Raw genomic sequence first — 13,137 nt, 5'->3', positions numbered from 1 at the left:
CTCAGCCTGAGCGGAGTTTCAAGGGAAGTGTTACCCTAGGTCCGCTCGTCCTGAGCTTGTCGAAGGACCACAGCGAGGCGGTGCGCCCATGACCCGCGACCTTGTCGGCTACGGCCGCACACCACCCGATCCGCAGTGGCCGAACGGCGCGCGTGTGGCGGTGCAGTTCGTCATCAATTACGAGGAAGGCGCCGAAAACTCCGTCCTCAACGGCGATGAGCGCTCCGAAGCGTTCCTCAGCGAGATGGTCGGCGCCGCCAGCCATGCAGACCGGGCGATGGCGATGGAGAGCCTCTATGAATACGGCAGCCGCGCCGGGTTCTGGCGGCTCCACCGGATCTTCACCGAGCGGAGCCTGCCGGTGACGGTGTTCGGCGTGGCGAAAGCTATGGAGATGAACCCCGAAGCCGTCTCCGCCATGCTGGAGGCGGATTGGGAAATCGCCAGCCACGGGTTGCGCTGGATCGATTACCAGTATCTGCCTGAAGAAGTGGAACGGGCTCATATCGCAGAGGCCATTGCCCTGCACGAAAGGCTCACCGGCAGCCGCCCGTTCGGCTGGTATCAGGGCCGCACCTCGCCCAACACCGCGCGGCTGGTGGCGGAGGAGGGGGGCTTCCTCTACGATGCGGACAGCTACGCCGACGACCTGCCGTATTGGGACAGGAAGCACGGAAAACCGCAGCTGATCGTGCCCTACACGCTCGACGTGAACGACATGAAGATCGTCGCCTACAACGGCTTTACCGAGGGCGAGCAGTTCTTCCGCCACATGCGCGACACCTTCGACCAGCTTGCCGAGGAAGGCGGGCGGATGATGTCCATCGGCCTTCACGGCCGCATCGCCGGCAAGCCCGGCCGTGCCCGCGCCGTCGCCCGGTTCCTCGATCACGTAACCGAGAGCGGTGACGCCTGGATCACGCGCCGCATCGATATTGCCCGCCACTGGATGGAGCATTTTCCGGCATGACTATCGACGATCCCAACCTGCTCGCCGAAGTGACCGCTGCCTTCCGCGAATACGAGCGGGCGCTGATGGCGGACGACATCCCGGCAATGGATGCGCTGTTCCACGAAGCGCCGACCACCAACCGCTACGGCGTGGGCGAAGTGCTCTACGGGATCGAGGAAATCCGCGAATTTCGCAAGGGTCGCGGCGGTTCGCCGCAGCGCCGGCTGGGCCGCGTGGCGATCACCGTCTACGGCGACCGCTATGCCACGGCCGATGCGGAATTCTTTCGCGAAAACAGCGACCGGCGCGGCCGTCAGACGCAAAGCTGGGTGAAGTTTCCCGATGGCTGGAAGGTGGTCTCCGCCCATGTAAGTCTGGAAGGAAACACGCACTGATGACGGCGCTGTTCGAGCACAGCCCTTGGGTGGAGGAACGCGCCGACGCGCGGCCATCTTCCGGCGATCGGCTGGCGGATCTGCTGGCGGTGCTGCATGAGGCGACGCCGGAGGAGCAACTGGCGCTGATCCGCGCGCACCCGGAACTGGCGGGCAAGGCGGCGATCGACCGGACCTTGACCGAAGCCTCCGCCGCCGAGCAGGCCAGCGCCGGGCTCGACCGGCTGAGCCCGGAGGAATACGAACGCTTCCACACACTGAACGCCGCCTATCGCGACCGTTTCGGCTTTCCCTTCGTGATCTGCGTGCGGCTGACCGACAAGGCCGGCATTCTGGCGGCGATGGAGCGGCGGCTGGAAAACGGCCGTGAGGCAGAGGTGGCGACGGCGCTGGAGCAGATCGGCGAGATCGTCCGCCTGCGGTTGGAGGACATGGCGTGAGCGCGCCCGACGCCATCGGCCTTCCGGCACTGGAAGCGAAGCTTGCGCGCGAGATCGAGCTGATCGGCTTCGTCCGCCCCGATTGGGTGCGTCCGCGTGCGCATGATGGGGAGCGGGTGCTCGACGTTGCGGTAATCGGCGGCGGGCAGTGCGGGCTTTCCGCCGCTTTCGGCCTGCGCCGCGAAGGCGTGTCCAACGTCATGGTCTTCGACGAGAACGTGGCCGGGTTCGAGGGACCTTGGGAGACGTACGCGCGCATGGTCACGCTGCGCACGCCCAAACACCTCAACCCCATCGATTTCGGCATCCCCTCGCTCACCTACCGCGCCTGGTGGGAGGCGCAGCACGGCGCGGCCGGCTGGAATGCGGTGGACAAGATCGCACGCGGCGACTGGATGGAATACTTGCGCTGGTATCGCCGCGTGCTGTACCTGTCGGTCGAGAACGGCGCGAAGCTGACGCGGATCGAACCGCTGCCCGAACGCGGCCTGCATCGTCTGCATTTCGCCGGTGGAGCGGTGGCGCTGGCGCGCAAGGTCGTGCTGGCCACCGGTATCCAGGGCGGCGGCGAATGGCACACGCCGGCGATGGTGCGCGACAACCTGCCCAAGTCGCTATGGGCCCATACCAGCGAGCCGATCGATTTCGACGCGCTCCACGGCAAGCGCATCGGCATTCTGGGCGGCGGGGCTTCGGCCTTCGACAATGCCAACTATGCGCTGTCGCAAGGGGTGGCGGCGGCGGAAGTCTTCATCCGCCGCAACGACCTGCCGCGCGTCAATCCGATCCGCTTCATGGAGCGGGTGGGCTTCACCGCACGCTATCCGGCGCTGGACGATGCTACGAAATACGCGGCGATGGACTGCTTCCTGGGCCACAACCAGCCGCCCACCAACGACACGTTCGCGCGGGCTGCGGCATGGCCGGGCTTCCACCTCCACCTCGGCGCGCCGTGGCTGGATGTGGCGGAGCATGAAGGGCGCGTGCGGGTGACGACGCCGCATGGCTTCCACGATTTCGATTTCGTGGTGGTCTCTACCGGCCTTGTCAGCGATCCCGGCCTGCGCCCGGAATTGGGCGCAGTGGCGGACCGCATCCTGCGCTGGGGCGAGCGAGTCACGCCCGTGGGCCCGCGCAATGCCCTGATCGACGCGCATCCCTATCTCGGCCCTGCTTTCGAGTTCGTGGCGCGTGAGGGGGCGGATCCGGCTCCGCTGCATGGGCTGTTCGCGTTCAACTATTCCGCGCTCGTCAGCCTTGGCCTCTCCGCATCGGCGCTGTCGGGCTTGCAGAACGCGCTGCCAAGATTGGTGCGGGGCGTGGCGGACCAACTTTTCCTGGACGATCGAGAGGCTCTGGTGGCCGATTTCCTGACTTACGACGAACACGAATTCCTCGGAAACTGGACGCCGGACGGGCAGGGGCCAGGGCAGGGGCCAGCGCAGGGAATGGCCGCCGCATGAGCAGCCTTTCCACCCACGTGCTCGATACCGCCCACGGCTGCCCGGCACAGGGCATCGCGCTGGAACTGACCGATGCGGCGGGCACGGTGCTGTTCGCCGGCGTGACCAATGGCGATGGCCGCTGCCCCGGCATTCCGGCGCTCGATCCGGGCACTTATGCGCTGACTTTCGCCGTTGCCGACTACTTCCGGGCCAAGGGGGCGGCGCTGTCGGACCCGCCGTTCATCGATCGGGTGCCGATCCACTTCGGCGTGGCCGAGGCGGGCGGGCATTATCACGTGCCGCTGCTGGTATCGCCCTTCGGCTATTCGACGTACCGAGGCAGTTGATGTTCAAGAGGTTTTCCGCATGATCCGCGCCTTTCGCGGCGAATTCCTGTCCGTATCCCGTGACCCCCGCACCGACCCAGAAGCGGTTCGGCATGAAGCCGACGGCCTGCTGGTGGTGGAAGACGGCGTCGTCATTGCGCGCGGGGCTTACGCCGATCTTGCCGGGCGCCATGGCGATGTGCCGGTGGAAACCCTGCCCGGCCTGATCGTGCCGGGCTTCGTCGATTCGCATATCCACTATCCGCAGACGGACCGCATCGCCTCGCACGGCGAGCAACTGCTGGACTGGCTGGAACGGCACATCTTCCCCGCCGAAAAGGCCTTCGTCGACAAGGCCCACGCGGATGCGGTCGCGGGGTTCTTCCTCGACGAATTGCTCAAGAACGGCACTACCAGTGCGCTGGTCTTCCCCACCGTGCACGAACAGTCCGTCGATGCGCTGTTCGAGGCGGCCCTGGCGCGGGACATGCGCGTGATTTCCGGCAAAGTGCTGATGGACCTTGGGCCGGAAGGGCTGAAGGATACCGTCGCCTCCGGCCGGGCGGAGAGCGAGGCGCTGATCCGCCGTTGGCGCGGTCGCGGGCGGCTGGGCTATGCCGTTACGCCCCGGTTTGCGTTGGCCTCCAGCGATGCGCAGCTTGCGGACGCCGGCGCGCTATTGGCCGACCATCCCGATGTGCTGATGCACACCCACCTTGCCGAGAACCTACGCGAATGCGCCGAAGTGGAGGCGCGCTTTACCGAGGCGGCGGACTATCTCGACGCCTACGACCGGTTCGGCCTCGTCACCGATCGGTCGGTCTTCGCGCATGGCGTCCACTTGTCCGACCGGTCCTGCGCGCGGCTGCACGAAAGCGGCGCGGGCATTGCCGTCTGCCCCAGTTCCAACCTGTTTTTGGGTTCCGGCTTCTTCGATTTCGGGCAGGCGGATCGCCATGGCTTGCGGCTGGGGCTGGGCACCGATGTGGGCGCGGGGACGACGTTCTCGCTGCTGCACACGCAGGGCATCGCCTATCAGGCGGCGCTGTTAAAGGGAGAGCGGCTGGACCCGTTCCGCGCGCTCTGGCTGGCGACGGCTGGCAGCGCGGGGCTGCTGCATATCGATGACCGCGTGGGCAGTCTGGAAGTGGGGCAGGAGGCCGATTTCGTAGTGCTCGACCCGACTGCGACACCGCTGCTGGCGCGGCGCACGCACGGCGCCACTCTTGCCGAACGGCTGTTTGCGTTGCAGGTGCTGGGGGACGACCGCGCGGTTGCGCGCACTTATCTGCTGGGCCGCTGCGCCTGGAACAGGGACAAGACATGACCGACCTCGACCATTTCATCGCCGGCCTGCCCAAGGCGGAGCTTCACCTCCACATCGAAGGCAGCCTTGAGCCCGAACTGATGTTCGCGCTGGCCGAACGCAATGGCGTGGCGATCCCCTTCGCCACCGTGGAGGAAGTGCGGGCGGCCTACGATTTCTCGAACCTTCAGGACTTTCTGGACATCTACTACGCCGGCGCGAACGTGCTGCTGAAGCGGCAGGATTTCCACGATCTGGCCATGGCCTACTTCGCCCGCGCGGCGGCGGACGGCGTGCTCCATGCGGAAATCATGTTCGATCCGCAGACCCACACCGATCGCGGCGTGGCGTTTTCGGAAGTGATCGAGGGGCTGCTCTCCGCGATGGCGGCGGCGGAGGCCGAATATGGCCTGACCAGCAGCCTGATCCTCTCGTTCCTGCGCCACCTTTCCGAAGAGGCCGCCTTCGCCACGCTGGGCGAGGCGGAACCCTGGCTGGATCGGATCGAGGCGGTGGGGCTGGATTCCTCCGAAGTGGGCCACCCGCCCGAAAAGTTCGCCCGTGTCTTCGCCGCCGCGCGCGACAAGGGGCTGAAGATCACCGCCCATGCCGGTGAGGAAGGCCCGCCCGAATATGTGCATCAGGCACTAGACCTACTGGGCGTCCACCGCATCGACCACGGCAATCGCGCGCTGGAGGATCCGGCGCTGATCGAACGGCTGGTGCGCGAAGGGATGACGCTGACGGTCTGCCCGCTGTCCAATCACAAGCTCTGCGTGGTGGACGATCTGGCCGATCATCCGATCGACGCGATGCTGGCGCACGGGTTGAAGGCCACGATCAATTCGGACGATCCGGCTTATTTCGGCGGCTATGTGGCGGACAATTACCGCGCCGTGGCCAAGGCGCGCGGGCTGGACCGCGATGCGCTGGCGCTGCTGGCGCGGAACAGCTTTACCGGATCGTTTCTGCCGGCAGAGGTTGTGGCGGTGCATTTGGAACGGATCGACGCCTACATGGCGGCGAAGGCTTGACGCGGTACGTCGGGTGCCCGGCCGAACGCTGAACCAGCACCTTGTCGCCCCCGCGAAGGCGGGGATGACGAGGTTTTGATTGGGGAGGCTGGCCCTTCAGGCCAGCCGTTCGGGAACCGATCGCGCTTCCTCGATAATCGCATCGCGCGTGCCCACCGATTCCCACGGGAACACGAACCAGCGCTTGTCCTCGGCGCGGTCGATCATGTCGACCCAGAGGTCCACTTCCACCTTGGAGCTTTTGTTGTTGATCAGCACCGCGAAGTGCAGGTTTTCCTGCACGCCGCCGTTGCTGGCCAGCAGTCCGCGAATGTATTCGATGGTGCCACCGGAATCGTTGATGTCATCGATGAACAGCAGCCGCGTGCCCGCCGCGCTCATCGCCGCGACTTTGGCCAGCAGTTCGTCCGCGAAGCCGGGGACTTTGGCCGAATGGTCGATCGACAGCATCGGCAGGTCAAGCTGCTGCGACATGTAGACCGCCGGCACCAGCCCGCCGCGGCCGATGCCGATCACGAAGTCCGGCTGCCATTCGCGTTCCTGCACCTTGCGCGAAAGCTGGCGGACCTTGGCCAGAAAATCCTCGTAGTATTCGAGGAAGTGGAGCTGCGGCTCGGCGTGATCGGACATCTATCGAATTCCTGGAAGAAGGGAGTTGAAGCGGAAATTATCGGGTTCGCGCGGTGCGATCAATCCGCAGGGCTTATGCGGGTGCGACGGAGGCCGCATAGCTGAGCTGGGCGAAGCTGTTCTCGATCTCGCCCAGCACCATCGCTGCGGCATAGGAGGGCGTGCGGGCGGAGGCGGTGCAGAGCGCCAGCGTCATCGGCCGCAGCAGCGGGTCGGAAATGCGGGTGAAGTTCAGCAGGCCGCGCTGCACTTCAGTGGCGACGTCCAGCGAGGTGAGCACGCCCACGCCCACGCCGCGCATCACCAGAGAGGTGATCATCTGGATATTGTCGCTGGTCACCTTGCGTTCGGGCACGACGCCGGTGGCGCCTTCCAGCACGGCGATCTGCTGGCACACCGCCAGCGGTTCGGCCGGCGCGATCAGCGGCTCGCCGGCGCAGACGGAAAAGCGCGCCTCACGCTTGTCGCCCAGCGGATGGCCGGGCGGGGTCAGGAAGCCCAGCACCACTTCGACGAAGGCGCGCACGGTGAGGTCGCGGTAGGAATGCGGTTCGAACAGGATGCCGAAATCCACCTCACCCTCGGCAATGGCGCGGCGGACGTGCTCGTTGCCGATCACTTTCACGCCGATGGAAATGCCGGGATAGCGCTGCTGGATCGCGTGGATCATGTCAGGCACGTAACCCTTGGCCAGCGCGTCGATCACGGCGATGTCGACATGGCCGCGCTTCAGCCCGCGCAGGTCCTCGATCCGCGCGCGCAGGCTGGTCATGCCCTGCTGCCACTGGCTGCCCGAGGCCATCATCATCTCGCCCGCCGCCGTCAGCCGCAGGCCGGTGGGCAGGCGTTCGAACAGCGGCAGGCCCAGTTCCGCCTCCACGTTCAGAATCTGCCGATCGATCGCCGAGGCGGAGACATTCAGCTCGTCCGCCGCCTTGCGGATCGAGCCCAGCCGGCCAACGGCCATGAAATAGCGAAGAAAACGCGAAAACGCCGGCATGTGACCCTATACCTGCTCTAATTTTTGCAACGCTGCGTGGAAATCATTGCGTTTGCTCGCACCAAGTCAAGCCCTTACGCATTGGGAAACGTCGAAAGGTGCGACACGGCCAGCCCTCTGCATGGCGCGGTTTTCCGCGCCTTAGGCGGCGGCCGAACAGTGTGCCGTCGGCACGGGGGCGCAATTTCCATAAAGGGTTTCCCAACACCCTGGCCGGGGTCGCGCCCCCTCATGGGGTTCAGGGGTTCATGAGCACGATTCAATCGATTGCGTCCCGCTGGGGACGATGGCTGGCGCCTGCGCTTGCGACGCTTGCCGTGTCCACCACGGCGCAGGCTGCGGAGCCCGCCATTCCCGCACTGCCCAAAGTCGCGCCGATCCCGGTGAAGGTGGTGGTCGTCGCGAACTTCGAACCCGGCGCCGATACCGGCGATGCGCCCGGCGAATTCCAGCTTTGGGCGGAACGCGAACATCTCGATGAAAAGATCGCGGTGCGCGGCGTGCTCCACCCGCTGCTGCGCAACAAGGACGGACTCTACGGCATCGTTTGGGGCAGCGCCGGTTCCATGTTGAGCGGCGTGGGTGAGCAACTGACCGCGCTGACGCTCGATCCGCGTTTCGATTTTTCAAAGACTTACTGGCTGTTCACCGGCATTTCGGGCGTCGATCCCGAAGTCGCATCGGTGGGCAGCGTCGCATGGTCACGCTGGGTGGTTTCGGGCGATACCCTGCGTGAGTTCGACGACCGCGCGGTGCCCAAGGGCTGGCCCTATGGCCTTTTCGCGATTGGCGCGAAGGCACCGAACCAGCTTCCCGACAAACCGGACAGCTTTGCCGGGATGACCGATGCCGGCGCTCTGTCGATGTCCGCGCCGCTCAATCGGGGACTGGAAAGCTGGGCTTTCACGATGACGAAGGACGTGGCGATCCCGGACAGTCCCGAACTCGCCAAGGCGCGCGCGGCGTGGAGCGGCTATCCCAACGCGCAGAAGCCGCCCTTCGTGCTGCAGGGCGAGACGCTGGGCACGGTGCGATACTGGCACGGGCCGGAACGCACGCAGTGGGCGCGCGATTGGGTGAAGTTGTGGACTGGTGGCAAGGGCCGGTTCGTCATGACCAACATGGAAAGCCAGTCGATGCAGGGCGCCATGCTCAACGCGGCGGCGCAGGGGCTGGTGGATCTCAATCGTGTGCTGGTGCTGCGCAGTGCCAGCAATCCCTCGATGCCGCCGCCGGGCGTGGATGCGCTGGCCAGCGTCGGGGATGAGGGGCCGGGGCAAGTGGCCGCCTACGAAGCGAACTACCGCGTCGGCGCGCCTGTGGTGCACGAATTGCTGGCGCATTGGGAACGGTACAAGGACGCCATTCCCGGAGGCGCCGCCCCAGGAAGTGCAGGCAAGTGAAGCGGCTTGTCGCCTCGATACTCTTGGCCGGATCGGTACTGGCGTCTGCCTCGGTGGCGCGGGCCGATGCCGCCGGGGAGGCCCGCGCGGCGACGGTGATGGGCCAGCTTTCCGGCAATGCCGCGATGCTGCGCACGTTCCTTCAGGCGATGCCTAAGGGCGGCGACCTGCACAACCATCTGGGCGGCACGCCTTCGGCCGAGGACTGGCTGGGCTGGGCCGGCAGCAAGGGGTTCTGCGCCACCGCCGATCTCGCGCTCGTCCCGCCGCCTTGCGCCGATGCCGACAAGATCACCCGCATCGCCAGTGACCGGCCGTTCGATTACGCCAGGCTGGTTGACCACCTCGGCACGCGCGGCTGGCAGCACGGTGTGGGTGCGGACGCGGTTTCCGGCCATACCCAGTTCTTCATCAGCTTCGAGCGTTTCGGCCCGGCCGCGCGCGGATCGATGGCGCAGGCGATGATGGTGGCTCTGCGCACGACGGCGGGCGACCACGCGCTTTACCTTGAGCTGATGCACAATCCCGAGGTCATGATGGCATCGATCCTCGCCGCGCCGGACGCGCCGCTGGACGAGGCCGGGCTGGCGGCGCGCTATGCCACGGAAGTGAAGGCGCTGGCCCCGGTGATAGCGCAGGCCCGCGCCGAACTGGACCGCGACGAAGCCACCGTGCGCAAGGGCCTTGCTTGCGGCACTCCTGCCGCCGATCCGGCTTGCGGCGTGGCGCTGCACTACCTCGCCAGTGGGTTCCGCGCGCTGCCGCCGGCGCAAGTGTTCCGCTCGCTGATCCTCTCCTTCGCGCTGGCCGATGCGGATCCGCGCTATGTCGGCATCAACCTCGTTCAGCCCGAGGACTGGCCGATTTCACTGCGCGACTACGACCTGCACATGGCGATGGTGCGCTTCCTGGTGGCGAAATACCCGCGCGTCCATCGCACGCTCCACGCGGGGGAATTGGCCTTCGGGCAAGTGCCGCCCGCCGCGATGAAGAACCATATGCGCAAGGCTATCGACGCCGGGGCGGAGCGCATCGGCCACGGCAGCGGCATTGCCTATGAGGACGACGCCACCGCCACTTTGCACCGCATGGCTGCTGAGCATGTCGCGGTGGAGGTCAACCTCACCAGCAACGATGTGATCCTGGGCGTGACGGGCGGCGAGCATCCGATCAATCTCTACCGTCGCTTCGGCGTGCCGGTGACGCTCTCCACCGACGATCAGGGCATCCTGCGCACCGATCTGACCAACGAATACCTGCGTGCGGTGCGCGAGCAGGGGCTGACTTACGCCGACCTCAAGAAAGTGGCGCGCGACAGTCTGGAGTTCGGTTTCATGCCCGGCGCCAGCCTGTGGCGCGATCGCCGCTCGGGCGAGCGGGCAGTGCCATGTGCATCGGGCTTTGCCGCGCCGGCCTGCCGCGCACTGATCGCGGGCAGCGAGAAGGCCCGGCTGGAAGCCGAACTCGAAACCCGGTTCGACCGGTTCGAGGCGCAGGCGAACGACTGGAATCCAACGCCGAAAACGGCGGGAACTACCGAATAAGAACAAGCGAGTGGGTGCCCGGCGCGCCACGCAAGGACGCGCCGCAACAAGAACAGCCCTTTGGGAGAGGAGGGACACACAAAAGCAATTCCGGCCCGCATCAGGGGTGCGCGGCGCTGGGGTTCAGGGGGTTTCGGCACGATGACCGCAACGAACAACAATGAGGTGCTTTTCCGCTCGGCCATGAAGTTCAGCCCGAAGAGGATCAGGGGGCGACGGGGGGCCATTCTTGGCCTGACCGCCGCGCTGCTGTGCGGATCGGCAATCGCTTCGCCCGCTTTTGCCGCCGATGCGCCGGCGGCCGATCCCGCGCCGGCGCCGGCCGAGGAACCGGCCCAGGACATCATCGTCACCGGATCGCTGGGCGCGCTTCCCGTGGCCGACGTCGGATCGGTATTCGGTTTCGACAAGACGCTGACCGAAACGCCGCGATCGGCATCGACGATCAGCAGCGAACAGATCGAACGCTTCGGCATCAGCGACATCTACGATCTGGTCGCGCAGGCGCCGGGTACGTTCACCAACTCGTTCTTCGGGGTCGGCGGTGCGCTCGACATTCGCGGAACCCCGGGCGAAGTCTACTTCCGCGGCATGCGTCGTCTGGACAACCCGGGCAACTACCCGACGCCGATCGGCGCGTCTGACCGCATCGACATCGTGCGCGGCCCTGCCTCGCCGATCTATGGCCCGTCGAAGACCGGCGGCTACATGAACTTCGTGCCCAAGTCCGCGCGCGTGGCGGGCGGTTCCTATCTCTCCGAACCCGAAGGCGAAGTGACCTTTACCGGCGGGTCTTGGGAGAAGGCCGATCTGAAGGCCGAAATCCGTGGGCCTGGCAAGCTGGGCAGCCAGGAATTCGGCTATAGCCTGTTCGCCGAAGTCGAGGATTCGGGCAGCTACTACCGCAACATCTCCACCAAGAACACGGTGCTCCAGGCCGCCTTCGATACCGATTTCACGCCCAACTTGCGGCTGGAATTCGGCGGCATGTACCAGAACTACAAGGGCGTGCAGAATGGCGGCTGGAACCGCCTGACGCAGGATCTGGTCGATAACGGCACCTATATCACCGGTGCCGCGCAGGCGGTCGATGCCAACGGTGATGGCCAGATTTCCGCCGGTGAGTTCAACGCCATCGGCAGCTTCGGCCCGTTCGGCGTTCCGGCAGCCTCGTTCACCGATGCCACGTTCAAGGATAATTACCCGTGGCTGGCGCTGACCAACACCGGCACCACGAAGCTCAGCCGCAAGGACGTGCTGGCAGGCAAGGACGACCGGCTCGATACCCGCTCCACCACGCTTTACGCCGACCTGATCTGGGACGGTGAGGACGACCTGCAGATCAAGAACCAGGCGTTCTACGACAGCTATGAGAACATCAACGAGAACGCTTACGGCTTCGCGCAATTCCACGATTCCTGGGTGTTCGAGGACAAGATCGTTCTCGCCAAGAAATTCACCACCGATATCGGCAAGTTCGCGTTCCAGGTCTCGCCCTCGATCCGCTACACCAAGTTCAAGCACGGTGACGATTTCGACTACGAATACTTCCACCGCGTCGACTTGACGGTGGGATACAATGCCTTGTCCGATCGCCTGCTCGCCACGGAATGCCCGTTCAGCACCGAGCCCGGCTACACGGCGGCGGACTGCGGTTATTCGAACTACGTCAGCGGCCACTACACCGACTATGCGATGGCCGGCCTTGCCGACCTGGACTTCGACTTCGGTCTCGATATCACGCTGGGCGGCCGGTACGACTACATCAAGGCCAAGTCGACCTACGATCCCACCAAGATGCTGGTCGCCCCGGCGCTGGTTTCGGCCAGCAACAGCAAGGGCGCATGGTCGTGGTCGGCCTCCGCCAACTACAAGCTGCCCTATGGCATCATCCCTTATGCGACCATCGCCCGCCAATCGACGGTGATCGCCGGGCAGGGCGCCGAACTCTACGCGGGCGACGTGGCGGCCGGCACCTTCGTCTCTGCCTCGAAGCTCTACGAAGGCGGTATCAAGGGCAGCTTCCTCGAAGACCGGCTCTATGCGGCGCTGTCGGTCTACAAGCAGAAGCGTACCGATTATAACATCCAGTCGATCACCGTGAACCAGTCGGTGGAGACCAAGGGGCTTGAGGCCGAGGCGCGCTGGTCGGTGAACAAGCACCTGCTGGTGACCGGCGGCTACACCCGCACCAAAGTCTACAACCTGACCGCGATCGAGGATGGTTCGCTATTCAGCTTCTTCGGTATCGAGGATCTGGTGAACGTCTCCGACCCGACGCTGTACCTCGGCGGTCAGCCGATCGGCCTCGTGCTGGTGGACAGCAAGGAGAAGTCACGCCGCGCCGGTATCCCGACCAACCTCTACTCGCTGACGGCGACCTATGCCTTCGACATGGGCCTCGCGCTCAGTGCCAGCGCGGTGAAGGTGGATTCGGTCTATTCCGGCCAGTCGCAGGCGGTGAAGCTGCCGGCCTATACCAAGGTCGACCTCTCGGCTTCGTATGAGACCGGGCCGTGGCTGTTCCGCGTGGTGGTGAAGAACGCCACCAACGAACGCTACTTCCGCGCCAACTTCACCGAACTGTTCGGTTCCACCATCGTGCTGCCGGAAACCCCGCGCAGCTGGCAGGGCTCGATCGTCTACAAGTTCTGATTTTTCC

General features: G+C 65.4%; 12 protein-coding genes. 10 read left to right on the top strand and 2 right to left on the bottom strand.

Annotated elements, in window-relative coordinates; all coding sequences use genetic code 11:
- The first annotated feature begins 88 nt into the window (after positions 1-88).
- Genes puuE through ACZ1JV_RS23675 form a run of 7 tightly spaced genes read left to right on the top strand, consistent with a single transcriptional unit; the run spans position 89 to position 5,898 of the window.
- Positions 89-970 (top strand): allantoinase PuuE, encoded by an 882-nt coding sequence (gene puuE / locus ACZ1JV_RS23705; RefSeq protein WP_465137345.1) that lies wholly within the window; start codon positions 89-91, stop codon positions 968-970.
- A complete protein-coding gene (gene hpxZ, locus ACZ1JV_RS23700; RefSeq protein WP_465150788.1) occupies positions 967-1,347 on the top strand; it encodes an oxalurate catabolism protein HpxZ in 381 nt (126 codons plus the stop codon). The genes puuE and hpxZ overlap by 4 nt, the downstream gene beginning before the upstream one ends.
- Positions 1,347-1,787 (top strand): 2-oxo-4-hydroxy-4-carboxy-5-ureidoimidazoline decarboxylase, encoded by a 441-nt coding sequence (uraD, locus tag ACZ1JV_RS23695; protein WP_465150787.1) that lies wholly within the window; start codon positions 1,347-1,349, stop codon positions 1,785-1,787. Before hpxZ ends, uraD begins: the two co-directional genes overlap by 1 nt.
- Complete coding sequence (locus tag ACZ1JV_RS23690) at positions 1,784-3,250, top strand: FAD/NAD(P)-binding protein (protein WP_465150786.1); 1,467 nt, start codon at positions 1,784-1,786, stop codon at positions 3,248-3,250. Before uraD ends, ACZ1JV_RS23690 begins: the two co-directional genes overlap by 4 nt.
- Positions 3,247-3,579, top strand: coding sequence for a hydroxyisourate hydrolase (uraH, locus tag ACZ1JV_RS23685; RefSeq protein ID WP_465150785.1), 333 nt, complete (start codon positions 3,247-3,249; stop codon positions 3,577-3,579). Before ACZ1JV_RS23690 ends, uraH begins: the two co-directional genes overlap by 4 nt.
- A 19-nt stretch (positions 3,580-3,598) precedes the next feature.
- The gene (guaD, locus tag ACZ1JV_RS23680; RefSeq protein ID WP_465150784.1) at positions 3,599-4,885 is read left to right on the top strand and encodes a guanine deaminase; all 1,287 of its coding nucleotides are present in this window, start codon (positions 3,599-3,601) and stop codon (positions 4,883-4,885) included.
- A complete protein-coding gene (locus ACZ1JV_RS23675; RefSeq protein ID WP_465150783.1) occupies positions 4,882-5,898 on the top strand; it encodes an adenosine deaminase in 1,017 nt (338 codons plus the stop codon). Before guaD ends, ACZ1JV_RS23675 begins: the two co-directional genes overlap by 4 nt.
- A gap of 96 nt (positions 5,899-5,994) precedes the next feature.
- Here the strand turns inward: ACZ1JV_RS23675 and ACZ1JV_RS23670 are convergent, their stop codons facing one another.
- Entirely contained in the window at positions 5,995-6,528 is a 534-nt protein-coding gene (locus tag ACZ1JV_RS23670) for a phosphoribosyltransferase (RefSeq protein WP_465150782.1), read from the bottom strand.
- Positions 6,529-6,601: 73 nt separating this feature from the next.
- Positions 6,602-7,528, bottom strand: a complete 927-nt coding sequence (locus tag ACZ1JV_RS23665) for a LysR family transcriptional regulator (RefSeq protein WP_465137352.1) — start codon at positions 7,526-7,528, stop codon at positions 6,602-6,604.
- 248 nt (positions 7,529-7,776) lie between these two features.
- Between ACZ1JV_RS23665 and ACZ1JV_RS23660 the strand changes: the two genes are divergently transcribed.
- The 3 genes from ACZ1JV_RS23660 to ACZ1JV_RS23650 all read left to right on the top strand — a co-directional run bounded on the left by ACZ1JV_RS23660 (position 7,777) and on the right by ACZ1JV_RS23650 (position 13,130).
- The gene (locus tag ACZ1JV_RS23660) at positions 7,777-8,931 is read left to right on the top strand and encodes a purine nucleoside permease (protein WP_465150781.1); all 1,155 of its coding nucleotides are present in this window, start codon (positions 7,777-7,779) and stop codon (positions 8,929-8,931) included.
- On the top strand, positions 8,928-10,475 hold the full coding sequence (locus ACZ1JV_RS23655; protein ID WP_465150780.1) for an adenosine deaminase family protein: 1,548 nt from the start codon (positions 8,928-8,930) through the stop codon (positions 10,473-10,475). Before ACZ1JV_RS23660 ends, ACZ1JV_RS23655 begins: the two co-directional genes overlap by 4 nt.
- 141 nt (positions 10,476-10,616) lie before the next feature.
- On the top strand, positions 10,617-13,130 hold the full coding sequence (locus ACZ1JV_RS23650) for a TonB-dependent siderophore receptor (protein ID WP_465150779.1): 2,514 nt from the start codon (positions 10,617-10,619) through the stop codon (positions 13,128-13,130).
- Positions 13,131-13,137 lie beyond the last annotated feature (7 nt).

It is taken from the genome of Novosphingobium sp. BL-S-19 (assembly GCF_055521675.1).
The sequence above is the reverse complement of the archived record's forward strand: the minus strand, read 5'-3'. Positions and strand labels throughout refer to the sequence as shown.